This is a genomic window from Streptomyces sp. NPDC002206, assembly GCF_053593595.1.
In genome coordinates this window covers 197,502-223,375 of record NZ_JBSFCW010000010.1, presented here as the reverse complement: position 1 = coordinate 223,375, position 25,874 = coordinate 197,502, and the positions used below count along the sequence as shown (strand labels likewise).

Sequence of the window (25,874 nt, the reverse complement as noted above, 5' to 3'; positions counted from 1 at the left end):
GACCCGGGGCGATTCCACGGCCCGAAGTTGCCACGGTCCGAGGAGCGAACGGGTCAGGCGGGGACGACGCATTCGAATGCGTGCAGATACGCATTGACCGGACTGATGTCGCCGACGATCAGGCCGGCCTCCGCCATCCGGCTCATCAGACTCTCCCTGGTGTGCTTCGCTCCGCCGACGTTGAGGAGCAGCAGCAGATCCATGGCCGTGGTGAACCGCATCGACGGCGTGTCGTCGACCAGGTTCTCGATGATCACGACCCGGGCACCCGGGCGGGCGGCCGTCATCACATTGCGCAGCGTCCTGCGGGTGCTCTCGTCGTCCCATTCCAGGATGTTCTTGATGATGTAGAGATCGGCCTGGACGGGGATCTCCTCGCGGCAGTCCCCGGCGACGATGCGGGTCCGTCCGGCGAGCGGACCGCCGTCCCGAAGCCGGGCGTCGGCCCGCGCCACCACGCCCGGCAGATCCATCAGCGTGCCGCGGACGGACGGGTGCTTCTCCAGCAGGCTGGCGAGCACGTGTCCCTGACCACCGCCGATGTCGGCGACCTCGGAAACCTCGGCGAGATCGAGGAGTTCGGCCACGTCCAGCGCGGACTGCATGCTGGAGGTGGTCATGGCCCGGTTGAAGACCTGGGCCGACTCGTGCGCGTCCTGGTGCAGATAGTCGAAGAACCCCTTTCCGAATACCTCGGGGAAGACGCTCCTGCCGGTGCGTACCGCGTCGTCCAGGCGCGGCCAGACCTCCCAGGTCCAGGGCTCGGTGCACCACAGAGAGATGTACCGCAGGCTGTTCGGATCGTCCTCGCGCAACAGCCGGGACATGTCGGTGTGGACGAATTTGCCGTCCTCGGTCTCGGCGAAGATCCCGTAGCAGGACAGGGCGCGCAGCAGACGCTTCAGCGGCATCGGCTCGGCACTCAGCTCCGCCGCGAGCTCCTCCGCGCCGGCGGGAGTCTCTCCGAGCGCGTCGGCGACGCCCAGCCGGGCCGCCGCGCGCACGGCGGCGGCGCAGGCCGCGCCGAAGACGATCTCACGCAGCCGCATCCCCGGCTGCGGGGTGAGGGGAGTGGTGGTGATGGGGGTGGTGCTCACGGTGGTCATACCGTCTCGCTTCTCCTTGTGCGGGGGGACATGGGTCAGCACATTCCGGTCGGTGCGGACGTCGCGCATACGTTGCGGGCGAAGCTGTTGCGCTGTGCGGTTTCCTGGTTGGTCAGGTCCGCGGGCCGGTTGCCCATCGCCCGGTTGCCGCTGATGGTGTTGCCGGTGTTGTGAGCGCCCACGAAGCTCTTGAACAGCACGATCCCGCCGGAGAGCGGTGTGGCGCCCACGTTGTTCTCGACGGTGTTCGAGCGCACATCGGTGTCCACGGTGCCGGTGAGGATGATCCCGGACCCCTGGATTGCGGGCAGTCGCTCGGTCTTGACGCAGTACTTGTTGTTCTTGGCGACCCGGTTGTCGTGGATGGACATCGCCCCGGCCTGCGGCTTGCCCTCGTCGCCCACGACGAAGACACCGCTGCAGTTGCCGGTGAAGGTGTTGTTGTGGATGGAGAGGTTGCGGACCCGGCGGACGGTGAGGCCGATCCGGTTGTCCGTCAGCGTGTTTCCCCGGACCTTGGTGCCACGGGTGTCGGTTGCGCCGCCCTCCTGGTCCACGGTGTTCGCGACGAAGATGCCGGCGTCGCCGTTGGAGCGGGCGGTGTTGTCACGGATGTCGGCGCGGGTGGACCGCTCCTGAGCGATGCCCCAGATGCCGTTGGACCGGGACGTCACCTGCCGGACCGACAGTCCGTCGGTCCAGGTGGCCCAGACTCCGTTCTTCTTGAATCCGGAGACGGTCAGCGAGCGGATGTGCACACCGTCGACGGGATGTTTTGACGTGCCCTGGACGCAGATGCCGTTGCCGGCCTTCGCGCAGGCGTTGGCTGCCTTGGTCCCGGTCGCGGGTGGCATGAGCACGGTCCCGGCCGGGGCACCGCGCAGGGTCAGGCGTGCCTTCTTGATGAGGACACTCTCGTGATACGTGCCGGGCGGGATGTCGATGGTGTCACCCGGCCGGGCGGCATCCACCGCGGCCTGGATCGACTGGCCCGAACGCACCACGCGCACGACCGGGGAATCCACGGAACGGGAGGCAGCTGGAGTGCAGGCCGGCACAGCGGCGCCCACGGCGCTGGCCGCCACGGCTAGGCACAAGAGCTGTTTGGTGTGACGTTTCTTCATGAGCCGAAACTATGGGCGAACACTCCTTGATGCCACGCAGGGTGAGCGGTTGGACACATCACGTGCCTGAATGGCTTACGCCGGAACAGCCGCTGCGCGCAAGTGGTGGATGCGCGGCGGCGCACTCGGGTGAGATTGCACGGGTCGGTGCCTGTCCTCGCACCCGGGTCGGGACGGGGTGCGAGGACGTGCGTTCAGGCCTGCGGTCCGCGGCCGGGCGCGACGATCGAGCGGGCCCACCGGTAGTCGGCCTTGCCGCTGGGCGAGCGCTGGATCCGCGGGGCGATCACCAGCTGCCGGGGGATCTTGTATCCGGCGAGACGGGTCCGGCAGTGCGCCTGGACCTCGTCGAGCGAAGGTTCGGCTGCTCCCTCCCGCAGTTGCACCACTGCCGCGACGTGGTTTCCCCACCGTTCGTCGGGCACCCCGGCGACCAGCGCGTCGTACACGTCCGGGTGGGACTTGAGTGCCTGTTCGACCTCTTCCGGGTACACCTTCTCGCCCCCGGTGTTGATGCACTGCGAGCCGCGGCCGAGGACCGTGACGATGCCGTCCGCGTCGACGGTGGCCATGTCGCCGAGCAGCACCCATCGCTCCTTGCCCTTGTGGAAGAACGTCTCCGCGGTCTTGCGCGGGTCGTTGTAGTACCCGAGCGGCACGTGGCCCCGCTGGGCGATCCGGCCCGGCTCGCCCGGGGACACCGGTTCGTAGGTCGCCGGGTCGACGACCGCCGTACGGGAGTTGACCTGGATGCGGAACCCGTTCTCCGGCCCCGAGTCGGCCGTAGCGGTGCCGTTGAAGCCGGACTCCGACGAGCCGAAGTTGTTGAGCAGCATCACGGTGGGCACCAGCGACTGGAACTCCGCGCGCACCGAGTCGGACATGATCGCGCCCGAGCTGGAGACGGAGAACAGCGACGAGCAGTCGGTGCCCTTCAGCGGCCCCCTCAGCGCATCGATCAGCGGTCGCAGCATCGCGTCACCGACCAGCGACACGCTGGTGACCTTCTCCTTCTCGATCGTACGGAGCACCTCCTCGGGTACGAACCTGCGGTGGACGACGACCCGCTGCCCGAAGTTGAACCCGATGAACGCGGTCAGCGTCGAAGTTCCGTGCATCAGCGGGGGAGCGGGGAAGAAGGTGATGCCGTCGCCGCCCGCGGCGACGCGCTCGGCCAGCTCCTGCGGGGTCTTCACCGGGTCACCGGTCGGCGCGCCGCCGCCGAGACCGGAGAAGAAGAGGTCCTCCTGGCGCCACATCACGCCCTTGGGCATGCCCGTGGTGCCACCGGTGTAGATGATGAACTGGTCGTCGGCCGATCGGGACGCGAAACCGCGCCCGGGATCCCCGGCCGCCTCGGCGTCGGCGAATGCCACGGCATCCGGACCCGGGGCGCCCGCCGCCCGCGTACCCACCCGTACGAGATGGCGGAGCCTGGGTGCTTTCGGCGCGGCGGCCGCGACCCGCTCGTCGAACTCGGCGTCGAAGACCAGCGCCGCCAGATCCGCGTCCCGGTAGAGATAGACCAACTCGTCTTCCACATACCGATAGTTGACGTTGACCGGGACGATGCGCGCCTTGAGACAGGCCAGTACGGTCTGGAGGTACTCGATGCCGTTGTAGAGGTGGAGCCCGAGGTGCTCGCCCGGGGCCAGACCTGCGTCGATCAGATGGTGGGCGATCCGGTTGGCGGCGCCGTCCAGCTCCGCGTAGGTGAGCCGCCGCTCGGCACCCGTACCGGGATGGTCGAGATACACGAGCGCCTCGCGATCCGGGACCGCGTCGACGACCGACTCGAACAGGTCGGCAAGGTTGTACTCCACCGTTCCTCCTGACCCCGGATGCTGAGTGGTCCGGCGGTCATTAGAGCGCCGACCGGCACAACTGGGAAGAGGCGCCGCCGAAGAAATCTGACTGACTGTCAGAAAACTATTGAACTGGACCCCCACCTACTGCAACCTGTTCTAGATCTGGAGTCGGGAGGCAGGCAATGGGTGGTACGGAACACCTCACCGTGCAGCGCGAAGGCGCCACACTGGTGCTCACCTTGAACAGGCCGGAGGCCAAGAACGCGCTCTCGCTGCCGATGCTGGTCGGGCTGTACGACGGCTGGCTGGCCGCGGACGAGGACGACGGAATCCGCTCCGTCGTCCTCACCGGCGCAGGGGGCTCCTTCTGCGCCGGCATGGACCTCAAGGCCCTCGCGGGCAAGGGGATGGAGGGCGAGCAGTACCGGGACCGGATGACGGCCGACCCCGATCTGCACTGGAAGGCGATGCTGCGCCATCACCGCCCCCGCAAGCCGGTCATCGCCGCCGTCGAGGGGTACTGCGTGGCGGGCGGAACCGAGATCCTGCAGGGCACCGATATCCGTATCGCCGGTGCGAGCGCCACCTTCGGGCTCTTCGAGGTCAAGCGGGGACTGTTCCCCATCGGCGGCTCGACGGTACGACTGCCGCGCCAGATCGCCCGCACCCACGCCCTCGAAATGCTCCTCACCGGACGCCCGTACAGCGCCGACGAAGCGGCCCGCATCGGGCTGATCGGCAGAGTCGTCCCCGACGGCACCGCACTGGAACAGGCCCTCGACGTCGCGGAGCGGATCAATGCCTGCGGCCCGCTCGCCGTCGAGGCCGTCAAGGCGTCCGTGTACGAGACCGCCGAAATGACCGAGACCGAGGGGCTCGCCGCCGAGCTGAAGCGCGGCCGGCCGGTATTCGCGACCGCCGACGCCAACGAAGGCGCCCGCGCCTTCGCCGAGAAGCGCCCGCCCGTCTACCGGCGCGCCTGAGTCAAGGAGACAACCGTGCCCGACGTCCTCAGCGCACCACTGGTGGTCGAGTTCCCCTTCACCCGCTCCCTCGGTCCGGTCCGGAGCGCCTTCCTGACCGGGCTGCGCGAACGGACCGTGCTCGGCGTGCGGACCGGCGACGGAAAGGTCCTGGTCCCGCCCGTCGAGTACGACCCCGTCACCGCCGAGGAGCTGCGCGAACTGACCGAGGTCGCCACCACCGGCACCGTCACCACCTGGGCCTGGAACCCGGCCCCGCGCCGCGACCAGCCCCTGGCCACCCCGTTCGCCTGGGTGCTGGTCAAGCTGGACGGGGCCGACACCGCCCTGCTCCATGTCCTCGACGCACCGGGGCCTGAAGCCGTGAACACCGGCATGCGGGTCCGGATCCGCTGGGCCCCGCAGCGGACCGGCGCCATCACGGACATCGCCTGCTTCGAACCGTACGAGAGCGAGGCGACGGCCGAAAGCACCCCGCACAGCGGCGAGTTCGCCGACCCCGTCACCGGCATCGTCACCCCGGCCCGCCTCGACTACACGTACACCCCCGGCCGAGCCCAGAGCGCGTACCTCAACGCCCTCTCCGAGCAGCGCACCGTCGGCGAGCGCTGCCCGTCCTGCCGCAAGGTGTACGTCCCGCCCCGCGGCGCCTGCCCCACCTGTGGTGTGGCCACCACCGAACCGGTCGAGGTCGGCCCGCGCGGCACCGTCACCACGTACTGCATCGTCAACATCAAGGCGAAGAACCTCGACATCGAGGTTCCGTACGTCTACGCCCACATCGCCCTCGACGGCGCCGACCTCGCTCTGCACGGGCGGATCAGCGGCATCCCGTACGACCAGGTGCGGATGGGGCTGCGGGTCGAACCCGTCTGGACCGAGGGCGGCCGCCACCCCGACCACTACCGGCCCACCGGAGAGCCGGACGCCGACTACGACGCGTACAAGGAGCTGCTGTAGATGCGAGACGTAGCGATCGTCGCCTTCGCGCAGACGGACCATCGGCGGCGCACCGACGACCTCTCCGAGGTCGAAATGCTCATGCCGGTCCTGCATCGGGTCCTCGACGCGACCGGCCTCAGGGCGCGCGACATCGGCTTCACCTGCTCGGGATCCAGCGACTACCTCGCCGGCCGCCCCTTCTCCTTCACCATGGCCCTCGACGGCGTCGGCGCCCAGCCGCCGATCTCCGAGTCCCATGTGGAGATGGACGGCGCCTGGGCGCTGTACGAGGCATGGGTGAAACTCCAGACCGGCGAGGCCGACACCGCCCTCGTCTACGCCTACGGGAAGTCCTCGCCCGGTGAGGTGCGCGACGTCCTCACCCGCCAGCTCGACCCGTACTACGTCGGCCCGCTCTGGCCCGACTCCGTCGCACTCGCCGCACTCCAGGCCCAGGCGCTGATCGACGCGGGCGAAACCGACGAGGCCGCCCTCGCCTCGATCGCCGCCCGCAACCGCACCGCCGCCGCGGACAACCCGCACGCACAGCTCGCGGGCTCCGTCCCGGTCGGCGACTATGTCGTCCGGCCGTTGCGCACCGGCGACTGCCCGCCGGTCGGCGACGGCGCCGCAGCCGTGGTCCTCGCCGCCGGTGACACCGCGCGCGCTCTGTGCACCCGCCCGGCCTGGATCCGCGGCATCGACCACCGCATCGAGGCCCACAGCCTCGGAGTGCGGGAGCTGACCGACTCGCCGTCGGCCCGGCTCGCCGCCGAACGGGCCGGGGCCTTCGAACGGCCCATCGACACCGCGGAGTTGCATGCACCGTTCACCTCCCAGGAGGTCGTACTGCGCAAGGCGCTCGGGCTCGATGACAGTGTCCGCGTCAACCCGTCCGGCGGTGCGCTCGCCGCCAACCCCGTCATGGCCGCCGGGTTGATCCGGCTCGGCGAGGCCGCGGCCCGTATCCACCGCGGCGAGTCCGACCGGGCGCTGGCCCACGCCACATCGGGACCCTGTCTGCAGCAGAATCTGGTCGCCGTCCTCGAAGGGGAGACCATCCATGTCTAAGGAGCCCGTGGCCGTCGTCGGCATCGGCCAGACCAAGCATGTCTCCGCCCGCCGGGACGTGTCCCTCGCCGGTCTCGTCCGCGAAGCCGCCGTACGCGCGCTGGAGGACGCCTCCCTGACCTGGGCGGACATCGACGCCGTCGTCATCGGCAAGGCACCCGACTTCTTCGAGGGCCTGATGATGCCGGAGCTCTATCTCGCCGACGCCCTCGGCGCGGTCGGCAAACCGATGCTCCGCGTGCACACCGCGGGCTCGGTCGGTGGTTCCACCGCGCTCGTCGCCGCCAGTCTCGTCGCCGCGCGGGTGCACCGCACCGTGCTCACCTTGGCCTTCGAGAAGCAGTCCGAGTCCAACGCCATGTGGGGACTGTCGCTGCCCATCCCGTTCCAGCAGCCGCTGCTCGCAGGCGCGGGCGGCTTCTTCGCCCCGCACGTGCGCGCGTACATGCGTCGCACCGGGGCGCCCGGCACGGTCGGCTCCCTCGTCGCCTACAAGGACCGGCGCAACGCGCTCAAGAACCCGTACGCACACATCCACGACCCGGACATCACCCTGGAGAAGGTCCAGGCCGCACCGATGCTCTGGGACCCGATCCGCTACTCCGAGACCTGCCCGTCCTCGGACGGCGCGTGCGCGATGATCCTCACCGACCGGACGGGCGCCGGCCGTTCGCCGCATCCGCCCGCCTGGGTGCACGGTGGCGCGATGCGCAGTGAACCGACCCTGTTCGCCGGCAAGGACTTCGTCTCGCCGCAGGCGGGCAAGGACTGTGCGGCCGATGTGTACCGGCAGGCCGGGATCACCGACCCGCGACGGGAGATCGACGCCGTCGAGATGTACGTCCCGTTCTCCTGGTACGAGCCGATGTGGCTGGAGAATCTCGGCTTCGCAGCCGAGGGGGAGGGCTGGAAGCTCACCGAGTCCGGGGTCACCGAACTCGACGGCGACCTGCCGGTGAACCCCTCGGGCGGTGTGCTCTCCACCAACCCCATCGGCGCGTCCGGCATGATCCGCTTCGCCGAAGCGGCCCTGCAGGTACGCGGACAGGCGGGCGAACACCAGGTGCCGGGCGCCCGCAAGGCGCTCGGCCACGCGTACGGCGGCGGGGCGCAGTTCTTCTCCATGTGGCTGGTCGGAGCCGAGCCTCCTCGCACCTGAGGCGAGGGCCGTCCCGGGCCGGCCGAGCAAGCCTTGGCCGCGGCCTGTCGGGGACCGCCCGCGGTGGCTAGGCTTTGGCCGGGACGACTAGTGGGAGGAGCCGACGTGGCGGAGAGCACCACCACCCAGCAGACCTTTGCCGGCTGGGACAAGCCGGACCTCGACCTCAGCAACGCCGACTGGCAGTCGGGCACACAGGGTGCCGGGGATGTCCAGATCGCCTTCGTCGAGGGATTCATCGCGATGCGCAACGCCGGTAAGCCCGGCAGCCCTTCGCTGATTTTCACCCCGGCCGAATGGCGGGCCTTCGTGGTCAACGCCCGCGACGGCGAGTTCGACCTCACCTGACGGCGCGGCCCGCGCGGAGCGGACTCAGGGCCACAGCAGTTCGCGCTCCCAACCAGCATCCATGGCACGGTAGTTGAGCCAGGTATGGTTGCGCTGCTTGTCGCCCTGCCAGAACTCCACGGTCTGCGGCCGCACCGAGTGCAGCGTCCATCTTGGCGGTACGAGATCCGGCTCCCGCTCCACCCGGGCGAGCGACTGACGTACCGCCGCGTCACGCTCCGCGAGATCCGTCAGCGGGCTGCTCTGCCGCCCGAGCAGCGCCTCTGCCCTGGCCCCCGGTCCGCGGGCCAGGAAGTCCGCGGCGCTCCGCTCGGCGCTGTCGGCGACTACGGGCCCGCGCACCCGCACCTGGCGGGCCGACTGCGGCCAGTGGAAGGTGAGGGCGGCGAACGGGCGGTCCGCGAGATCGCGCCCTTTGACACTGCCCGCGTCCGAGGCGAACTGCCGGCCCTGCGCGGACACGTTCTTGAGGATGGGCGTGCGGGCGGTCGGATTCCCGTCGGCACCCGCCGTCGACAGAGTCATCGCGTGCGGCTCGCGGACCCCGGAGTCCAGCGCGTGCAGCAGCCACTCGGTGAACAGTTCCTCTGGGGGTGTCAGGGGCGGTCCGCGGGTCGAGTGCGGGCAACTCGCCCTGGAACACCTCGATGTCACGCAGCAACTGACGCAGCTCGGTCATGCCGGCTCCTCCCCGTACCTGATGGTTATGGCTGACGTTCTCATTAGCCTTATGTCCGACACCCGGCTCGCCCTCGATCTCGCCCTCACCGTCCGCCACGACGGACGGGGCGGTGTCGTCGACGACCTCGGCACCCCGGAGGGGCTGACCGCCTGGGTGCACGAACGGCCCGGCCTGCTCCGCGTCGGCCGATGTCCGGGCGGTCGATGCCTGGGAGGCCGACGAGGAGAGCCTCGCTGCGTACGGTCCCTGGGTGCCGCCGTCCGGGCGCTCTTCGCGCACGCCGTACGTCCCGGCGAACCGAGTCCCGCCGACGCCCGGAACCTGATGCCCGTACGCGAGGCACTCGACCGGCTCAATGCCGCGGCCGCAGCTGTCCCGACCGTCCCCCGTCTTGACTGGCCGGACGAAGGCGCCCCCCTCGTCTCCCACCACCCGTCCGGCGTAGCGCAGTGCGAGGACGCCCTGCCCGCCGCCCTGGCCCGCGCCGTGATCGGCTTCCTCGCCGGACCGGACCGCGCCGCGCTGCGTGCCTGCCACGCCCCACGGTGCGTGCGTTACTTCATCGAGGAGCACCACCGCCAGGAGTGGTGCAAGCCCTCCTGCGGCAACCGAGCCCGGGTGGCCCGCCACCATGAGCGGCACCGCGCGTCGCACCCGTAGCCGGGTGAACCGCCGTAGCGTGGTGATCATGACTGGCGAACGCGACCTGCGAACCCTGCTGAGCGGTATGAGGCCGGAGCTGAACGCCGGCCGGTACGTCTTCACCACGGTGCCGGACGGTGCTGCGCCCACCGGTGTCGCTCCCGTGGTGACGGTCACCGAGCGCGAAGGGCTGACCCTGGTGCTCCCGGAGGAGGAAGCCGTCGCCGCAGGGCTGACGTACGACTATGTGGCGGCCTGGATCACCCTGCGCGTCCACTCCGCGCTGGACGCCGTGGGGCTCACCGCCGCCGTGGCGCTCGCTCTCACCGACGCGGGGGTGAGCTGCAATGTGGTGGCCGGCTACCACCACGACCACCTGTTCGTCCCACACGGACGCGGTACCGAGGCAGTGGGCGTCCTGGAGGCGCTGGCCGCGGAGTCCGGCCACGATGCGCCGGACATGCCCTGGCCCGCCGGTCGGCGGTCCGACGTGCGCGGGCCCGGCTCCGCAACGTGAGCCGGGACACGTAATATGTCTGCATGTCCTTCCTCCGCCGCCGTAGCGCCGCCACACCCGCGGGCCCGGATTTCGACGTCCTGGCCATGGATCCGGGGGACTGGCCCGGAAACCTCGGCGCCGGTCTGCTGCCCGCACCTGACGGGAGCTGTCAGGGCGTCTTCCTGCGGTACGACCTGTTCGGCGGCCGCGGCCCCGCGATGATCATCGGTAATCTCCCGGAGGGTTCGCCCGCCCGCGAGACCGAGGAGGGCCAGGTCCCGTTCGAGGTCGCCCAGCTGCTGCTCGCGCTGGAGAACGACGAGCCGGTCGAGGTGACCGGCACCGACGACATGCCGGTGATGCAGGGCGACAACCTGCTGATCGTCCGCCGGGTGAAGCTCTCCGAGACCCGGATCTCCTGCGTCCAGTTCGACCGCAGCGACGGGGTGCTCGTCACCATTGCCAGCTGGGACCGGCCCATCACCGACGATCTCTACACCCTGCTGAAGCCACTGCCGGCCGAGCTGTTCCAGCAAGGCTGAAACGTCCCTGCCACGGCCGTCCGCACCGATCCGGGCGGCCGCGGGGCACTTTTGTCCAACCCTGCGCAGCCTCCGTCCAAGAGGCTGCTTTGTCATGCACCTTGTCCGGACAGTCATCGGACCTTTAGCGTCGTGCGCCATGACACCCGGGATGACGCGACGCACCACAGTGAAGACAGCCATCGGCGCAACAGGTGCCCTGGCGCTGGGAGTTCCCGCACTCGCCGGAACGGCGGCTGCTGCCGGTACCTCCGATGAATCGCCCGGATCGCAGGGGCCGGAGGGAGCCAGGACACTGGTGGACCCGGTGCTCTGGTACCGCGCCCCCGCCGCCGACTGGGAACGCGAATCACTGCTCATCGGCGGTGGTGCCCTGGGCGCGAGCGTCTACGGAACGCTCGCTTCGGAACGGCTCACCTTCAACGAGAAGACGCTGTGGACCGGCGGCCCCGGCTCCACCCAGGGGTACGACTTCGGGAACTGGACCGCCCCCAGACCGGGCGCCCTCACCGCAGTGCAGCAACGCCTCGAGAGCGAGGGTGCGATCGATCCGGACTCGGTCGCCGCGGAACTCGGCCAGGCACGCCGTGGCTACGGCGCCTACCAGGTCTTCGGCGACCTGCTGCTCGATCTGCCGAATGCCCCGGTCGCCCCCGACGCCTCCTACCGACGCGCCCTCGACCTGCGGACGGCGCTCGCCACCGTCACCTACACCCACCAGGACGTCCACCACACCCGGGAGTTCTTCGTCTCCCACCCCGGCAGCGTCATCGCCGGGCGGCTCGGAGCGGACCGCCCGGGACAGGTCTCCTTCACCCTGCGCTACACCTCGCCGCGCAGCGACTTCACCGCGACCGCGGCTGGAGACCGGCTGACCGTACGTGGCGCGCTGAAGGACAACGGGCTGCGCTTCGAGGCCCAGATCCGGGTCCGTACGAGTGGCGGCCGCGTCACTGCCGGGTCCGACGGCACGCTGACCGTCACCGATGCCGACAGCGCCTGGTTCGTCCTCGCCGCTGCCACCGACTACGCAGACCGCTATCCGGCCTACCGCGGCGACGACCCGCACCACGGGGTCACCCGCACGGTGGACGAAGCGGCCGGAACGTCGTACGAGAAGGTCCGGGCCGCCCATGTACGCGACCATGGCACGCTCTTCGACCGGGTCGCCCTCGACATCGGCCAGCAGCTGCCCGACCTGCCGACCGACCAGCTGCTGTCCCGGTACACGGGCGGAACGACCCCCGCCGACCGGGCGCTCGAAGCGCTCTTCTTCCAGTACGGCCGCTACCTGCTGATCGCGTCCTCGCGGGCCGGTTCGCTGCCCGCCAACCTCCAGGGCGTCTGGAACAACTCCACCACCCCGCCATGGTCCGCCGACTACCACAGCAACATCAATCTCCAGATGAACTACTGGCTCGCCGAGGTCACCAACCTGGCCGAGACCACCGCGCCGTACGACCGCTACATCGAGGCGATGCGCGCGCCGGGGCGCCGGACGGCGAAGGAGATGTTCGGGACGGCCGGCTGGGTGGTGCACAACGAGACCAACCCGTACGGCTTCACCGGGGTCCACGACTGGTCAACCGCCTTCTGGTTCCCCGAAGCCGCCGCCTGGCTCACCCAGCAGATGTACGAGCACTACCGGTTCAGCGGCTCCACCGGCTATCTGCGCTCCACCGCCTATCCCGCGATGAAGGAGGCCGCCGAGTTCTGGCTGGCCAATCTGCGCACCGACCCGCGCGACGGGCTGCTCGTCGTCACCCCCAGCTACTCTCCCGAGCACGGCGACTTCACCGCAGGCGCCGCGATGTCCCAGCAGATCGTCCATGACCTGCTCACCAACACCCTGGAGGCCGCCCGCACGCTCGGTGACGCCCCCGCCTTCCGCAGTCGCCTGCGGACGACCCTCGACCGGCTCGACCCCGGGCTGCGGATCGGCTCCTGGGGACAGCTCCAGGAGTGGAAGACCGACCGGGACGACCCGGCCGACGACCACCGCCATGTCTCGCACCTCTTCGCCCTCCACCCCGGGCGGCAGATCGAACCCGGCAGCAACTGGGCCGAAGCGGCCAAGGTCTCTCTCGGGGCGCGTGGCGACGGCGGCACGGGCTGGTCCAAGGCATGGAAGATCAACTTCTGGGCGCGGCTACGCGACGGCGACCACTCCCACAAGATGCTCGCGGAACAACTGAAGAGCTCCACCCTCCCCAACCTCTGGGACACCCACCCGCCGTTCCAGATCGACGGCAACTTCGGTGCCACCTCGGGCATCGCCGAAATGCTGCTGCAGAGCCAGTACGACGTGATCGAGATCCTCCCCGCCCTCCCGGCCGGCTGGCCGGAGGGATCGGTCCGCGGACTGCGAGCCCGCGGAGGCTTCACCGTCGACATCGAATGGTCCGACGGGCAGGCCCGCCGTGTGGTGATCACGGCGGGCCGAAGCCGCGAAGTGACCGTCCGCAGCTCCCTGTGGCCGAGCGGCGAAAGAACCTTCAAGGCCCGCGCGGGCGGCCGCTACACGCTGGTGGCGGAGGGCTGAGCGAACAGCGCGGTGACCCGCGCTGCCGAGACACCGAGCCCCGTGGGACCACTCAGGTGCCACGGGGCGCCGGAACCCCGCCGCAGATCCTCTTCGCGGTAGCGGCGGCAGCCCCGGTGCCAGATCAGGATGCCCGCGATCCAGTGCTTGAGCTCCTCCACGTAGCCAGCCAGGATCTCCCTGCCCTCGGTGTCCAGCCCGAAGTCGTCGTACAGGACCGGGAGTTCCTGCTCGGCGACATGGAGGAACTGGCGCAGCCGCGAGTTCATCAGGTCGTGCACGATCGCCACCGCGGTCGGATAGTCGACCCCGAAGAAGTTCTGCACGACCAGGACGCCGTTGTGCACCTCACCCTCGTACTCGATCTCCTTCTGGTACGAGAACAGGTCGTTGAGCAGCGCGGCATAGTCCGACGCCGCGTTCTCCAGGGAGCGCAGCGGGCCGCTGCGGTAGATCTCCTCCGGCACCTTCTTGCCGTGACCGAGCCGGCACAGACTCATCGTGAGGTCCGAACCGAACGTCAGCCGCCGCATCTCGATGTAGTCCACCGGGTCCGGGATCCGGTGCTGCGCCTGGTTGGCCAGCTCCCGGAGCCAACTCGCCGTCATCGACTCGATGGCCGTGCGCAATGCGCGCCGCGCGCGGTCGTCCATCGGGGCCGCAGTCCGCTGCCAGAGATCGGCGAGACCGCGCTCCAGCGCATTGACCGGCTCCGGCGCCGCGGAGCCGTCCATCGGCATGAACAGCGAGAGACGCTCGTTGGCCAGCCGCGCCCCGGCCAGGTCCCGGGCCCGCCCGTGCACCACCGGGAACCAGTCGTCGCCGTATGTACCCCAGGCCAGCCACCCCGAGGAGAGATCCAGCTCGTCCGCCGTCGCGTCCGGATGCAGACCCGCCGCGCACAACGGCAGATCGATGGCGACGAGCCGCTCCTCGTCCCAGATGTGCGAGCCCGGCACCCCCGGCTGCGCCTCCAGGATCCCCATCCGGCGTGCCCAGTCGACGAGCCGGACCCGCGCCCCGCCCAGATGCGGACTGAGCGCCGTACCGAACGGCAGGTCGAAATCGGGCAGCAGCGACGGGCCGACGTGCCGGTAGGGCACATGGGTGTGGCTGCGCAGCCGGGCCCGCTCCGAGCGCGGTGTGAAGCGGATCGACGCGGCTGACATACCGAAACCGAGGGCGGCCTCGCCCGCCCCGCCGTCGTTCATGTAGCGGCTGGAGCGCATGTGCCACTCATGGCCGCCGGACTGCCAGTCCTGCAACGCCTTGACGTACGCGAGAACCGTCGCGGTCTCCGTCGGATCGAGCCCCTTCTCCGCGCACAGGGGCCCGAGTTCGGTGAGCGCGGTGTTCTCGAACTGCTGGAGCCGTGAGGTCAGCAGATCGTTCACCGCCTCGGCGGCCTGCTGGGTGGAGCAGTTCAGAAACGTCTCCAGCACCAGCACACCGTTGCTGTTCTCGCCCTCGTCCTCGACCTCCCGCTGGTACGAGAAAAGGTCGTTGCGCAGATGCACACCGTCGGAGAAGGCGTCCCGCAGCACCCGCAGTGCCCGCTCGTCGGCCACCGAATCGGGGACCTCGGCGCCCGCCGCGTACTCCACGAGCCCTGCCGACCATGGCGCGCCGCCCACCTTGCGGCGCATCTCGATGTACTCCACGGGGTTGGCGATGCGGCCCTCGTTGATATTGGCCAGTTCCCACAGCGACTCGTTGAGCAGGTTCTCGGTCGCCTCCGCGAACCGGGCCCGCCAGGCGTCGGACATGCTCGGCACCGTCCGCGCCCACAGATCGGCCAGCCCCGCCTCGACCGGGTTCGTCGGCTCGGGTGTCCGCGCCCCTCGTTCCATCGGCATGAACGCCGGCAGCCGGTCCAGATACTTCTTGCCGCCCTCCCGGTCGGGGGTGCGCTTGAACAGCTTCAGGAAGTGGTCGTCGAAGAAGAACACCCACACATACCAGTCGGTGACCAGTGACAGGGCCTCCGCCGAGCAGTCGGGGTGGGTGTACGCGCACAGCAGCGCGTAGTCATGGGAGTCGAGGTCCGCCTCCTCCCAGATGTCGGACCCTTCCACCATCCCTATGCTGCGCGCCCAGGACTTGGTGTGCTGTCGCGCCTCCTCGACATGGGGGTTGAGCCGCGCCGGATACGGAACATAGAAGTCCGGCAGGGTGAAGGGCTGCGCCATGTGTGTCCGGCCTTTCCGAGGAATTCCGCGCGGGGCTCGCGCGGACCTTTCGTGTCCGCGCGAGCACTACCCTTCGGCCGTCCGGGGCACGCACACCGGGAATTAATCGCACAAAAGGTACGTGAGTATGCGCGGCATCGACAGACCGCGGCGCATGCCCGTCCGCTCCGTAAAACTCAGGTAACGCCCCACCGCCACACAGTCGTTGCTTCCTGACCTTCGCAGGTCAGAGCCCATGCCAGTGGTCTGGTCCAGTGGCTCGTCCGACAACCCCCCTTGTGCTCTTGACGCGCTATCAACTCAGGTCACAGAGTGTGCGCCCATAGCCGAAACGTGACATCGGACCACGTACGACTTTCGAAGCACGCAGCTCCAAGAAGGGTTGTCATGACGTCCAAGCAGAGGACCAGACTCACGCTCGCCCTGACCACCGTCGGCGCCCTGAGTCTCGCGCTGCTCTCTCCCGCGGTGCAGGCCGGCGCGGACGGGGTGCGACCCGAGTGTCCCCGCGGCCTCGACTGCGACTGGGTCCCGGCGGCCTATCAGCAGACCGGCGATCCGGCCGACAAGGAGACGTACGGCAACTACGACACCGCGGACCGCCCGCACAGCAACAAGATCAAATTCATCGTTCTGCATGACACCGAAGAAGACTTCGACACCACCCTGAAGATCTTCCAGAACCCGCTGAAGCAGACTTCGGCCCACTATGTGGTGCGCTCGGGCGACGGTCATGTCACCCAGATGGTCAAGGACAAGGACGTCGCCTGGCAGGCGGGCAACTGGTACGTCAACACCCACTCCATCGGCATCGAGCAGGAGGGCGTCGCCGTCGAGGGCGCCAAGTGGTACACCCCCGAGCTGTACAACTCGACGGCGAAGCTGGTGCGTTATCTCGCCGCCAAGTACGACATCCCGCTCGACCGGCAGCACATCATCGGCCACGACGGCGTGCCGCCCACCAGCACGGCCGGTACCAAGAACATGCACTGGGACCCGGGAACGTACTGGGACTGGAACCGCTTCATGGCGCTGCTCGGCAAGCCGACGACCGTGCCGAGCGCACCGAAGAGCAGCCCGCTCGTCACCGTCAGCCCCCGCTTCAAGGACAACAAGCAGGCGTTCCGCGACTGTGAGAAGAACGTCGACCTGCCGGTCCAGGGCAGCAGCGCCGTCCCGCTTCACACCGAACCGTCCACCGACGCACCGCTCTTCTCCGACCCGGGCCTGCACACCGACGGCTCGCCCGGCACGAACTGCGCGGCCGACTGGGGCAGCAAGATCAGTGCGACTCAGCAGGCGGTGGTCGCAGACCACGCGCCCGGCTGGACGGCGATCTGGTGGTACGGCCAGAAGGCCTGGTTCGAGACTCCCGCGAAGGCCCGGACCACCGTGCCGACCGCCGGCTACGTCGTCCGGCCGAAGGACGGCCGTACTGATGTGCCGGTGTACGGGGTGGCCTACCCGGAGAAGTCGGAGTACCCGGCGGACTTCGCGGACCAGCGGGTGGGAACGCCGTTGCCGTACACCATCAAGGCCGGGCAGTCCTATCCCGGCGGGGGCGAGGCGCCGACCGGGTTCTTCTACGCGCCGACGATCGATGCGTCGTATCCGCTGGACCATGCGTACTTCCAGGGCGGGGAGAAGTACGTGACGGTGCAGATCGGGCACCGGATCGCGTTCGTGAAGGCGTCGCAGGTGGATGTGGTGCGGGTGCGGTGACGGCCCGGGGGTGAGCGGGCGGGGCCCTGCAGGGGCTCTGTCCCCGAACCCGCCCTCCGCTCCGCATTTTCCGGAGGGCTGCACGCAACAGCGCGCTGCGAGCCCGGTGTGTCGACACCGGACCCGCAGCGCGCATCCCTTGTGGAGCCGCGTCAGCGAGTGCCGACCGCGGCACGCACAGCCCGCCGGGCCATCGCGCAGTCGTCGTGCAGCCGGCGCAGCAGCAGGCGCTGCTCCTCGCCCGACGACAGCACCCCCGGACGCTCCTGACCGCCGCCCGCGGGCGTGGTCTCCCGTATCGCCCGCTGCACAGCCGTCTCGTACGTGCGGATCTCCCGCGTCAGTACGAGCATCAGGTTCACCAGGAACGCGTCCCGCGCCGCCGGACCCGTGGCCTGTGCCAGCTGGCTGATCTGCCGCCGCGCGACCGGTGCGTCACCCAGCACCGCCCACAGCGTCGCCAGGTCGTAGCCAGGCAGATACCAGCCCGCGTGCTCCCAGTCCACCAGCACCGGACCCGTCGGCGACAGCAGGATGTTGGAGAGCAGGGCGTCACCGTGGCAGAACTGCCCCATGCCCTGACGGCCGCCCGCATGCGCCAGGTCGTGCAGCAGCTTCTGCAGGTCACCCAGATCACGGTCGGTGAAGAGACCCAGCTCGTGATAGCGGGCGATGCGTGAGGCGTAGTCCAGCTGGGCGTCGAACAGCCCGGCGGCCGGTCGCCAGGCGTTGACCCGGCTGATCGCGCCGAGCGCGGCCCGTACATCGGCCCTGGGCGGAGCCTCCGACGGATGCCTCGTCAGCGCAGCCACACGTCCCGGCATCCGCTCGATGACCAGCGTGCAGTTCTCCGGGTCCGCTGCGATGAGCCGTGGCACCCGGACCGGCGGACGGTGCCGGACGAAAGCCCGGTATGCCGCTATCTCGTGGCGGAACCGCTCCGACCAGACGGGGGAGTGGTCCAGTAAACACTTCGCGACCACCGTCGTGCGTCCGGTGGTGCCGACGAGCAGTACCGAACGCCCGCTGCGGCGCAGCACCTGGACCGGGTTGAACTCCGGGCAGATCCGGTGCACCGAGGCGATCGCCATCCTCAGCTGCGCGCCCTGCGGACCGGAAAGATCCAGGCGCCCGCTGAGCGGTGGGGCGCCCGGGCCCGCCGGCCGCCGGGGCCGGACCGTGCCGGGCGCCGACGGACCGGCATGCGGGGCGAGATACGGTCCGGCGCCCGCCCCCATGGGACGCAGGGGCCGGGGCGGGGCGGACACGGAGGACGATGCTGTGTACATGGGCGAGACAGATCCCTTCGTGCGCCGACAAGTTGCGTGCGCCGCCCCGGCCGGCGGCCGTTCGGCACCCTGGGGAGTGCCTAGGGCTGCCGGGCGGGGTGGCGCTTTCCTACCTGACACCGGTGCGCGGGTGGCAGACCATCTGGCGGACCCTGGCGAACCCTGGCGAATAGTCGCAAGGCATCTGACAGAGGGTTACTGTCAACTCAGCCGAGAACCTGGGGGCTTGACGTGACCGGAGAACCCAACACCCGTCTGTCGGATCTGTTCGGCCTTGCCGGCTGGTCCAAGGGCGAACTCGCGAGAATGGTGAACCGGCAGGCGGCGGCCATGGGCCACCCGCAGCTGGCCACCGACACCTCGCGCGTGAGGCGCTGGATCGACATGGGGGAGTCCCCCCGCGATCCCGTGCCCGAAGTGCTGGCAGCCCTGTTCACCGAGCGACTCGGTCGTGTCGTGACCATCGAGGACCTCGGGTTCGGCCGGCGCGGGCGTGTGGGGAAGCGGCAAGAGGTCGGGACGGAACACAATCCCGACGCTCTGCCGTGGGCGCCCGAACGGACGGCAGCGGTCCTCACCGAATTCACGGGAATGGACCTCATGCTCAACCGACGCGGCTTGGTGAGCGCGGGCGCCGCGCTCGCCGCAGGATCGACCATCACCGGCCCCATGCACGACTGGCTGCACACCGACCCCGTGTTGGCGGCCGGCGCTCCACGGATCGACGATCCCCTCCACGCGGATCCGGCCGGCTTCGACCGGTACGAGGCCGCACCCATCGGATCGGAGGAGATCGAAGCGCTCGAACGGTCCGTCGAGGTGTTCCGCGCCTGGGACGCCTCCCGGGGTGGTGGACTCCAGCGCAAGGCGGTCGTGGGCCAGCTCAACGAGGTGGGCGGCATGCTCTCCTACCGCCACCCCGACCACCTGCAGCGCCGCCTCTGGGGCGTTGCCGCCAACCTCGCCGTACTCGCCGGATGGATGTCCCACGACATCGGCCTCGAACCCACCGCCCAGAAGTACTTCGTCATCGCCGCCCATGCGGCACGCGAGGGCGGCGACCGCCCGCGCGCGGGCGAGGCGCTCTCCCGGGCGGCCCGTCAGATGGTCCACCTGGGCCGTCCCGATGACGCGCTGGACCTGATGAAGCTCGCCAAGTCCGGTTCCGGGGACATGGTGCTGCCACGCACCCAGGCGATGCTGCACACCATCGAGGCCTGGGCGCAGGCGTCCTTGGGCCGGGGCCAGGCCATGCGCCGTACGCTCGGCAAGGCCGAGGAGCTCTTCGTATCGGACAAGGGCGATGTGCCGCCGCCCAGTTGGATGCAGCTGTTCGACGAGGCGGATCTGCACGGCATGCAGGCCCTGGCGTTCCGCACGCTCGCCGAGCACGATCCGTCGGTGGCCATCATCGCCCAGCGCCACGCCAAGCAGGCCCTGGAACTGCGCGCCAACGGGCGCCAGCGCTCCAAGATCTTCGACTACATTTCGCTCGCCTCGGCGTGCTTCATCGCCGACGACCCGGAGCAGGCCGACCGGTACGCGCGGCTCGCCCTGGTGACGATGGGGGAGACCTCCTCGCACCGAACCTGGGACCGGCTGCGCGAAATGTACCGGCTCACAGGTCAGTTCGCCGGGTACGCGAAGATCGAGGACCTGCGCGAGGAGATCAATCTCGCGATGCCGCAGAGCTCCGTGATCAAGCGGCCCAGAAGCTCGGAGATCTGATCCAGGGGCGCTGCGAGGACAGAGCGCCGGTCACCCACCGTCCGAGCACCGAACGACACGAGCAGGCGGCTTCCACCTGCGTCCCTGTGCTGTGTCGCACCGGCTGTGCACTCGTGCCCTTCGATCCGACCCGGGCTCACACCCCGATACGGGCGATCAGCACGCATGCGTCGTCCAGGCGCTCGGTGCCACCGAACTCCTCGACGACCGTCCGTACGCAGTCCTGTGCCGTGCGTGCCTCGGCAAAACGCGGTGCGAGCGCGAGCAGCGCCTCCGGGCCCGCACCCCGGTCGCTGCGGCGGGTCAGTCCGTCGGTGTGCAGGACCAGCACATCGCCGGGCAGCAGGGTCACTTCGTCCTGCTCGTACGCCACCGAGGAGGCCGCGCCGAGCAGCACCCCGTCCGGTGACGGCAAGGGTTGTCCCGCTCCGTTACGGAACAGCAGCGGTGCGGGGTGGCCGGCCTGTGCCCAGGCGAGGGTGCCGGTCACGGGGTCGAAACGGCAGCACATCGCACTGCCGAGCGCGGGCTGCACCGATGCTTCGAGTAATTGATTGAGGTGGCCCATCAGGGCGCCCGGCTCGATGCCCGCCACCGCCATCCCGCGCAGCGCACCCAGCAGCATCGCCATGGCCGAGGTGGCCGGGATGCCGTGACCGGTCAGATCGCCGACCGTGAGCAGTGTCCTGCCGTCCGGCAGTTCCAGCGCGTCGTACCAGTCGCCGCCGATCAAATCACTGGCATGCGACGGCAGGTAGCGGGCCGCGACATCCAGTGCGCCGGGTCCCCGCTGCGGGAGCAGCAGCGAGCCGCGCGATGCGGGGAGTACGGCCTCCTGGAGTTCTACCGCCATCCGGCGTTCGGTCTGGGCCATGTGCTGCTGGCGCCGGAGTGTGTCACCGGTCTGGTGCACCACGCGCTGGCTGCGCCGCAGCTCGCTGACATCTCGCAGGACGGCCCACATGGAGGCGGTGCAGCCGTCTGCGTCGAGAACGGGCTCGCCCATCATGTGCAGGGTGCGCATCCGGCCGTCGGCCCGCAGGATGCGGAACTCGCCGTCTATCGGCCTTCCGTCGACCAGACAGTCCGTCACCAGCGTGGTGAGCAGCGGCTGGTCATCGGGGAACAGCACGGACGGCAGCTCGTCGAGCGACAGCGGTCCCGCCTCCGGGCGCCGGCCGAAGATCTCGAACAGCTCCTCCGACCAACTGACCTCGTCGGTCAGCAGATTCCACTCGGCGCTGCCCACCCGGCTCAGCAGCGACCCGGCCTGCGGCTCGGCGGCAGGCCCCTGCTCCGCCCGCTCCGCGTCCTGTGCCGGCTGCTCCGCAGTCCCGGGCGGCGGGCCTTCCTTGAGCTGACCCAGATGCGTGCCGAGATCGTCGAGATGATGGACCGCCAGTTCACAGAGCGCGCGCTGCCAGCGCAGCTGCGGATCGTCCTCGTCGACCAGCGCCGCGTCCCGCCGCACGGCGTCCACATCTCCGCGCAGCCGACGAGTCCGGTTGATCAACACGTCGACGGCATCGCGCTCGGGAGGCTGTGGGGCGGGGCGGTCCGCGGACAGATGGGACGGCATCTCGTACTCCGATACAGGCGCGGCACAACCAGGTCTGAAAGGGTGGACCGAAGACGACTGTGGCACAGGCTGCGGGAGGCCGTAAGTAGTTTGGCAACACTCGATACGGTGTTGCTTCTGGCATATGCCACGGGCTGTGCGGAGCGCCCCCGCCTTCGAACAGCCTTGCTTCCCAAGGCCGTTGATGCAAGTCATCCGGCGCGGGCGGCCCGCCGCGCGCCTGTGCGCGCCGCTCCTGCGCGGGTCACCGCACCTGATCGGGGCATATGCGCCGGAGGGACATCCGTCGCCGGGTTGGCGCTCCGTCGGACCGCGGCGGCCCGGGTGCGCCGGGCTGCGGGCCCGTCCGTCACGTGTTCACGGCGGCTCGCGACGGTGGTCACGACCTCGGGGCCGGCACAGGGCCCGATGGTGGGGAGGGCGATGTCCGGATGGAGTGCGCACGGTGGATCTTCTCGGTTCGTCGTGGGGCCGGGCTTTCGATACCCGGTATTCAAGACTGGATCACCCCTCGATCCCCGTCCCTCCGGGCGAGTGTCCGGGACGGGAATGCGGCCCGACCCCCTCGCGTTACAGCACCAGAACGAAAACGACACCCATTCCCGCAAGGGCGGGATGAGGGTCGGTGACAACGTCCGGAGGTGCCCATGGCACGCAGTGAAGCCCGCCCCGTCGTCACTCTGAGGTCGACCGCCGGCACGGGACAGACCTATGTGACACGCAAGAGCCGTCGCAACAGCCCCGACCGGCTGGTCCTGCGCAAGTTCGACCCGGCCGCCGGGCAGCATGTCCTCTTCCGTGAGGAACGCTGACCCGTCGGGCGCGGCCGGCAACGGCAGTCCTCCCCACTCATGACGCCAAGGAAGGAACGCATATGAAGCCCCGCATCCACCCCGTCTCCCGTCCGGTCGTCTTCCGCGACCGCGCCGCGGAGGTCGCCTTCCTGACCCGTTCGACCGCTCACGCCGATCAGCGCGTGGAGTGGGAGGACGGCAACAGCTACCCGGTCATCGATGTGGAGACCTCGTCGGCGAGCCACCCGTTCTACACCGGAACCAACCAGGTGGTGGACACCGCCGGCCGGATCGAGCAGTTCCGGCGCCGCTACGGAACGACGGTCCCCTCCGGGCACTGAAGCCCCGTGCGACGCGTCACAGTGGGCGGTGTCGATTCCGGGGAACAGGGCGCGATGGTTTAGCGTTCACCAATACGTGGATGACGCGCTGAGCGCCCACACCCAAGCTGCCCCGGCTGGATTCCCCCGATCCGGCCGGGGCTTCTCGCTGTCCGCCCGTTCCTCACCCCCGGGACGGTCGCCCCGGCACCACCTCGACGAGCAGGGCACCAGCCGCCAGCGCCGCGGCGACCCAGGCGGCGGCGCCCGGCCAGAGCCGGACCGTCAACGCGGTCGCCGTCGCACCCGCCACGACAGCGATCAGCCGGCCCATCACCCAGCCGTCCTCGCCACGCAGGGACCGCAGCGCCACCCGCCCGACAAGCGACGTCAGCGTGCCGGTGAAGTAGTTGGTCGGCGTTGCGCGGATCCGGCCCTGAATCCCCATCGCCAGGGAGATCACCGCCAAGAGCCCGAGCCGGTCCCCGTCCGACGTGATCAGCTCCAGCCCCCACAGCACGGCGCCCGCCGTGAGCAGCACCACCTCGGCCAGCAGCATCACCGGCAGCCGCCACCGCAGCCCCTCACCCATCCACGCGCCGCACGCGACCCCGCAGCCGTACGCAACGAGCGCGGTGACGACGCGCAGTGCGACCCCGTGCTCCCCGACACCGGCGGCGGAGCCGCCGAGCAGCACGAGATTGCCGGTCATCACCCCGGCGAAGACCTGACCGACGCAGAGGAAGACGAACGCATCCGCCGCCCCTGACGCGGCGGACAGAAGTATCAGCGCCCACTCGCCCCATGGATCGCGCGCGGAATCCGCGTTGAACCGGCCGGTGGGCACCATGGGAGTGGACACGCTGCCACCCTAGGGTTCCACTCCGTGAACAGACACATACGTTTCACGCGACTCCACACTTGCGCGGTGCCGGTGGATGAACCCGGCGCCGAAGGGTGCACCGTTCGACGGGGTCGGCTGTACCGCTCCGACTCGCTCGGCAAGGACCGGGGCGAGGACAGGTGGACGCGGACGACATTGTCGCCGACGCCGCCCTCAGGGGCCTCACCACCGAGCGCCTCCGCGCCGACCGGCGGGCGACCCGAGGACCAGGAACCGAATTGACCCGGCTACGGCAGGGCGCCCGCCGCCGTCGTGTGTCTCCTCCCGGCGGATCTGACCGCCGCGTACAGCTCCGTCCGACCGGCTGGGCGCACGGTCCGTCGACTTCAGCGGCCGGGACGAACGCGCCGCGACCTGATGGGTCGACACGGCCTCGTCCGCACCGGGCCGGACGCCGCCGTCACCCGGTCGGCCGGATGCATAGGCCCCGATCGGCCCGTGACCGATTGCGGGCCGGTTCCCGAGGGCCCAGCGTGGGGTGATGCCGTGTGTGCCGATGGCGTACGCGTCGTCACCCGCCGAGGAGGAGCGACATGGCTGACGCCCAGTGGACGGGCCCCAGGGGAGCGGACCTTGGCGAATGGCTGCCCGTTTTGGACCTCGTCGAGCCGACGGGACAACGCCGGCTCACCGTCCTGGTGCGACTCCTCCTGCTGATCCCGCACTTCATCGTGTTGTTCTTCCTTCACATCGCGGCAATCTTCACCGTCATCGTGGGCTGGTTCGCCGCCCTGGTCCTGGCGCGGCTGCCCGAACCGGTCTTCCGCTTCCTCGCCGGATATCTCGGCTACCGGATGCGGGTCAGCGCGAGCGCGATGCTGCTGATCGACCGCTATCCGCCGTTCACGTTGACCCCGCCACCGGACTACCCGGTCCAGATCGAGCTACGGCCGACGGACCTCAACCGGCTGGCCGTCTTCTTCAGGCTGTTCCTGATGATTCCGGCAGCCGTTGTCCAGGGCCTCGCCTCGTCGGGCTGGTGGGCACTGTCCTTCATCTGGTGGCTGATCACGCTCATCCTGGGGCGCATGCCCCGTCCCCTCTTCGAGGCCTCGGCCGCCACACTCCGCTACAGCATGCGCTTCTCCGCCTACTTCATGATGCTCACGCCGGCCTACCCCAAGGGGTTCTTCGGCGACGACGCCCTCTCCGTACCGGAGCAGCAGACACGTTCTGCCACCCGGCCGCTGGTCATGAGCGGTGCAGGGAAGGCCCTGCTGACCCTGTTTCTGATCATCGGCGTGGCCACCGACATCACCACGTCCGCGACGACCACATGGACATCGGACACCACCGACAGCTGGTGAAAGGCCTGGCACAACCCTCCGGCCAACAGGCATGATCGTGCGATGACTTGGACCGCACCTGAAACCGAGCGCACTCCCGGCTCCCTCGTCGCCGGCGAGCGGGAGATGCTCACGGGATATCTCGGCTGGTTCCGCAGCACGCTGCTGCAGAAGTGCGCCGGCCTGACCGGCGAACAGCTCGCCGAAAGGACCGTTCCGCCGTCCGACCTCACTCTTCTCGGGCTGCTCCGCCATATGGCGAAGGTCGAACGCACCTGGTTCCGGGAGCGATTCGCCGGACAGTCGCTGGACCCGATGTACGACCCGGCCCAGGGCAAGGACGCGGACTTCGAGGACCTGGAACCGGCCCGTGCGGCCGACGACTATGCGCGCCTGGTCGAGGAGTGCCGTCTCGCGGACGCCGTCATCGTCGATGCGTCGCTCGACGACACCTTCACACATGACGGCGAGGTCTTCTCACTGCGCCTGGTGCATGTCCACATGATCGGGGAGTACGCGCGTCACATCGGCCACGCCGACCTGGTGCGCGAACGCCTCGACGGAGTGACGGGGGACTGAGCCGCAGCCCCGTCGCTGCTCGCGCTCACTGCACAC

22 protein-coding genes and 1 pseudogene are annotated in these 25,874 nt (G+C 69.6%); 15 read left to right on the top strand and 8 right to left on the bottom strand.

The genetic code is table 11. The annotated features are described in order from the left end of the window. Positions 1-53: 53 nt before the first annotated feature. The 3 genes from ACWCP8_RS20865 to ACWCP8_RS20855 form a co-directional block, all read right to left on the bottom strand. A complete protein-coding gene (locus tag ACWCP8_RS20865) occupies positions 54-1,106 on the bottom strand; it encodes a methyltransferase (RefSeq protein ID WP_352269557.1) in 1,053 nt (350 codons plus the stop codon). Positions 1,107-1,141: 35 nt separating this feature from the next. After that, the gene (locus tag ACWCP8_RS20860) at positions 1,142-2,230 is read right to left on the bottom strand and encodes a right-handed parallel beta-helix repeat-containing protein (protein ID WP_352269558.1); all 1,089 of its coding nucleotides are present in this window, start codon (positions 2,228-2,230) and stop codon (positions 1,142-1,144) included. Between the two features lie 194 nt (positions 2,231-2,424). Continuing rightward, positions 2,425-4,053 (bottom strand): acyl-CoA synthetase, encoded by a 1,629-nt coding sequence (locus tag ACWCP8_RS20855; RefSeq protein WP_352269560.1) that lies wholly within the window; start codon positions 4,051-4,053, stop codon positions 2,425-2,427. A gap of 167 nt (positions 4,054-4,220) precedes the next feature. Here ACWCP8_RS20855 and ACWCP8_RS20850 point away from each other — a divergent pair, with 167 nt between their 5' ends. The 5 genes from ACWCP8_RS20850 to ACWCP8_RS20830 all read left to right on the top strand — a co-directional run bounded on the left by ACWCP8_RS20850 (position 4,221) and on the right by ACWCP8_RS20830 (position 8,541). Further along, positions 4,221-5,021, top strand: coding sequence for a crotonase/enoyl-CoA hydratase family protein (locus ACWCP8_RS20850; RefSeq protein WP_352269561.1), 801 nt, complete (start codon positions 4,221-4,223; stop codon positions 5,019-5,021). A gap of 15 nt (positions 5,022-5,036) precedes the next feature. Further along, positions 5,037-5,981 carry a Zn-ribbon domain-containing OB-fold protein gene (locus ACWCP8_RS20845; RefSeq protein WP_352269562.1) on the top strand — a complete coding sequence of 315 codons (945 nt, stop codon included), beginning with the start codon at positions 5,037-5,039 and terminating at the stop codon, positions 5,979-5,981. Further along, a complete protein-coding gene (locus ACWCP8_RS20840; RefSeq protein ID WP_382837437.1) occupies positions 5,982-7,034 on the top strand; it encodes a thiolase domain-containing protein in 1,053 nt (350 codons plus the stop codon). Continuing rightward, a complete protein-coding gene (locus ACWCP8_RS20835; RefSeq protein WP_352269565.1) occupies positions 7,027-8,193 on the top strand; it encodes a thiolase domain-containing protein in 1,167 nt (388 codons plus the stop codon). Before ACWCP8_RS20840 ends, ACWCP8_RS20835 begins: the two co-directional genes overlap by 8 nt. 105 nt (positions 8,194-8,298) lie before the next feature. Next, positions 8,299-8,541, top strand: coding sequence for a DUF397 domain-containing protein (locus ACWCP8_RS20830; RefSeq protein ID WP_267007038.1), 243 nt, complete (start codon positions 8,299-8,301; stop codon positions 8,539-8,541). Positions 8,542-8,565: 24 nt separating this feature from the next. Here ACWCP8_RS20830 and ACWCP8_RS20825 read toward each other — a convergent pair whose 3' ends face one another. After that, positions 8,566-9,195 (bottom strand): pyridoxine/pyridoxamine 5'-phosphate oxidase, encoded by a 630-nt coding sequence (locus ACWCP8_RS20825; RefSeq protein WP_451117371.1) that lies wholly within the window; start codon positions 9,193-9,195, stop codon positions 8,566-8,568. Between the two features lie 76 nt (positions 9,196-9,271). Here ACWCP8_RS20825 and ACWCP8_RS20820 point away from each other — a divergent pair, with 76 nt between their 5' ends. The 4 genes and pseudogenes from ACWCP8_RS20820 (at position 9,272) to ACWCP8_RS20805 (ending at position 13,448) form a co-directional block, all read left to right on the top strand. Then, the gene (locus ACWCP8_RS20820) at positions 9,272-9,883 is read left to right on the top strand and encodes a CGNR zinc finger domain-containing protein (protein ID WP_451117369.1); all 612 of its coding nucleotides are present in this window, start codon (positions 9,272-9,274) and stop codon (positions 9,881-9,883) included. A gap of 28 nt (positions 9,884-9,911) precedes the next feature. Continuing rightward, positions 9,912-10,307 (top strand): annotated as a pseudogene (locus ACWCP8_RS20815) (ACT domain-containing protein); the annotation flags it as partial. Between the two features lie 98 nt (positions 10,308-10,405). Beyond that, positions 10,406-10,906 (top strand): hypothetical protein, encoded by a 501-nt coding sequence (locus tag ACWCP8_RS20810; protein WP_030928952.1) that lies wholly within the window; start codon positions 10,406-10,408, stop codon positions 10,904-10,906. 307 nt (positions 10,907-11,213) lie between these two features. Beyond that, positions 11,214-13,448, top strand: coding sequence for a glycoside hydrolase family 95 protein (locus ACWCP8_RS20805; protein WP_451117449.1), 2,235 nt, complete (start codon positions 11,214-11,216; stop codon positions 13,446-13,448). Here the strand turns inward: ACWCP8_RS20805 and ACWCP8_RS20800 are convergent. Then, entirely contained in the window at positions 13,424-15,637 is a 2,214-nt protein-coding gene (locus tag ACWCP8_RS20800) for a terpene synthase family protein (RefSeq protein WP_451117367.1), read from the bottom strand. The genes ACWCP8_RS20805 and ACWCP8_RS20800 overlap by 25 nt on opposite strands. A gap of 387 nt (positions 15,638-16,024) precedes the next feature. Between ACWCP8_RS20800 and ACWCP8_RS20795 the strand changes: the two genes are divergently transcribed. Further along, entirely contained in the window at positions 16,025-17,359 is a 1,335-nt protein-coding gene (locus ACWCP8_RS20795; protein ID WP_356000263.1) for an N-acetylmuramoyl-L-alanine amidase, read from the top strand. A gap of 152 nt (positions 17,360-17,511) precedes the next feature. On the opposite strand, the gene ACWCP8_RS20790 is transcribed toward ACWCP8_RS20795, so the two are convergent. Then, a complete protein-coding gene (locus ACWCP8_RS20790; protein WP_451117365.1) occupies positions 17,512-18,648 on the bottom strand; it encodes an aminoglycoside phosphotransferase family protein in 1,137 nt (378 codons plus the stop codon). 231 nt (positions 18,649-18,879) lie between these two features. Here ACWCP8_RS20790 and ACWCP8_RS20785 point away from each other — a divergent pair, with 231 nt between their 5' ends. Then, positions 18,880-20,376, top strand: coding sequence for a DNA-binding protein NsdB (locus ACWCP8_RS20785; protein ID WP_352269575.1), 1,497 nt, complete (start codon positions 18,880-18,882; stop codon positions 20,374-20,376). 136 nt (positions 20,377-20,512) lie between these two features. On the opposite strand, the gene ACWCP8_RS20780 is transcribed toward ACWCP8_RS20785, so the two are convergent. Beyond that, positions 20,513-21,955, bottom strand: coding sequence for a PP2C family protein-serine/threonine phosphatase (locus ACWCP8_RS20780; protein ID WP_352269576.1), 1,443 nt, complete (start codon positions 21,953-21,955; stop codon positions 20,513-20,515). A 647-nt stretch (positions 21,956-22,602) separates the two neighbouring features. On the opposite strand from ACWCP8_RS20780, the gene rpmG reads away from it, so the two are divergent. Further along, the gene (gene rpmG / locus ACWCP8_RS20775) at positions 22,603-22,767 is read left to right on the top strand and encodes a 50S ribosomal protein L33 (RefSeq protein ID WP_352269578.1); all 165 of its coding nucleotides are present in this window, start codon (positions 22,603-22,605) and stop codon (positions 22,765-22,767) included. Positions 22,768-22,829: 62 nt separating this feature from the next. Beyond that, positions 22,830-23,090, top strand: coding sequence for a type B 50S ribosomal protein L31 (locus ACWCP8_RS20770; RefSeq protein ID WP_451117362.1), 261 nt, complete (start codon positions 22,830-22,832; stop codon positions 23,088-23,090). A gap of 163 nt (positions 23,091-23,253) precedes the next feature. On the opposite strand, the gene ACWCP8_RS20765 is transcribed toward ACWCP8_RS20770, so the two are convergent. Then, positions 23,254-23,931 (bottom strand): YoaK family protein, encoded by a 678-nt coding sequence (locus ACWCP8_RS20765; protein ID WP_352269581.1) that lies wholly within the window; start codon positions 23,929-23,931, stop codon positions 23,254-23,256. A gap of 575 nt (positions 23,932-24,506) precedes the next feature. Between ACWCP8_RS20765 and ACWCP8_RS20760 the strand changes: the two genes are divergently transcribed. Both ACWCP8_RS20760 and ACWCP8_RS20755 read left to right on the top strand, forming a co-directional pair. Further along, the gene (locus tag ACWCP8_RS20760; RefSeq protein WP_451117360.1) at positions 24,507-25,280 is read left to right on the top strand and encodes a DUF4389 domain-containing protein; all 774 of its coding nucleotides are present in this window, start codon (positions 24,507-24,509) and stop codon (positions 25,278-25,280) included. A 42-nt stretch (positions 25,281-25,322) separates the two neighbouring features. Then, positions 25,323-25,838 (top strand): DinB family protein, encoded by a 516-nt coding sequence (locus ACWCP8_RS20755; protein ID WP_451117358.1) that lies wholly within the window; start codon positions 25,323-25,325, stop codon positions 25,836-25,838. Positions 25,839-25,874: the final 36 nt, after the last annotated feature.

Excerpts from the sequence above, each read along its gene's own strand:
- ACWCP8_RS20865 (WP_352269557.1), bottom strand. The coding sequence starts at position 1,106 with ATGACCACCGTGAGCACCACCCCCATCACCACCACTCCCCTCACCCCG.
- ACWCP8_RS20860 (WP_352269558.1), bottom strand. The coding sequence starts at position 2,230 with ATGAAGAAACGTCACACCAAACAGCTCTTGTGCCTAGCCGTGGCGGCC.
- ACWCP8_RS20850 (WP_352269561.1), top strand. The coding sequence starts at position 4,221 with ATGGGTGGTACGGAACACCTCACCGTGCAGCGCGAAGGCGCCACACTG.
- ACWCP8_RS20840 (WP_382837437.1), top strand. The coding sequence starts at position 5,982 with ATGCGAGACGTAGCGATCGTCGCCTTCGCGCAGACGGACCATCGGCGG.
- ACWCP8_RS20835 (WP_352269565.1), top strand. The coding sequence starts at position 7,027 with ATGTCTAAGGAGCCCGTGGCCGTCGTCGGCATCGGCCAGACCAAGCAT.
- ACWCP8_RS20820 (WP_451117369.1), top strand. The coding sequence starts at position 9,272 with ATGTCCGACACCCGGCTCGCCCTCGATCTCGCCCTCACCGTCCGCCAC.
- ACWCP8_RS20810 (WP_030928952.1), top strand. The coding sequence starts at position 10,406 with ATGTCCTTCCTCCGCCGCCGTAGCGCCGCCACACCCGCGGGCCCGGAT.
- ACWCP8_RS20800 (WP_451117367.1), bottom strand. The coding sequence starts at position 15,637 with ATGGCGCAGCCCTTCACCCTGCCGGACTTCTATGTTCCGTATCCGGCG.
- ACWCP8_RS20795 (WP_356000263.1), top strand. The coding sequence starts at position 16,025 with ATGACGTCCAAGCAGAGGACCAGACTCACGCTCGCCCTGACCACCGTC.
- ACWCP8_RS20790 (WP_451117365.1), bottom strand. The coding sequence starts at position 18,648 with ATGTACACAGCATCGTCCTCCGTGTCCGCCCCGCCCCGGCCCCTGCGT.
- ACWCP8_RS20780 (WP_352269576.1), bottom strand. The coding sequence starts at position 21,955 with ATGCCGTCCCATCTGTCCGCGGACCGCCCCGCCCCACAGCCTCCCGAG.
- rpmG (WP_352269578.1), top strand. The coding sequence starts at position 22,603 with ATGGCACGCAGTGAAGCCCGCCCCGTCGTCACTCTGAGGTCGACCGCC.
- ACWCP8_RS20770 (WP_451117362.1), top strand. The coding sequence starts at position 22,830 with ATGAAGCCCCGCATCCACCCCGTCTCCCGTCCGGTCGTCTTCCGCGAC.
- ACWCP8_RS20760 (WP_451117360.1), top strand. The coding sequence starts at position 24,507 with ATGGCTGACGCCCAGTGGACGGGCCCCAGGGGAGCGGACCTTGGCGAA.
- ACWCP8_RS20755 (WP_451117358.1), top strand. The coding sequence starts at position 25,323 with ATGACTTGGACCGCACCTGAAACCGAGCGCACTCCCGGCTCCCTCGTC.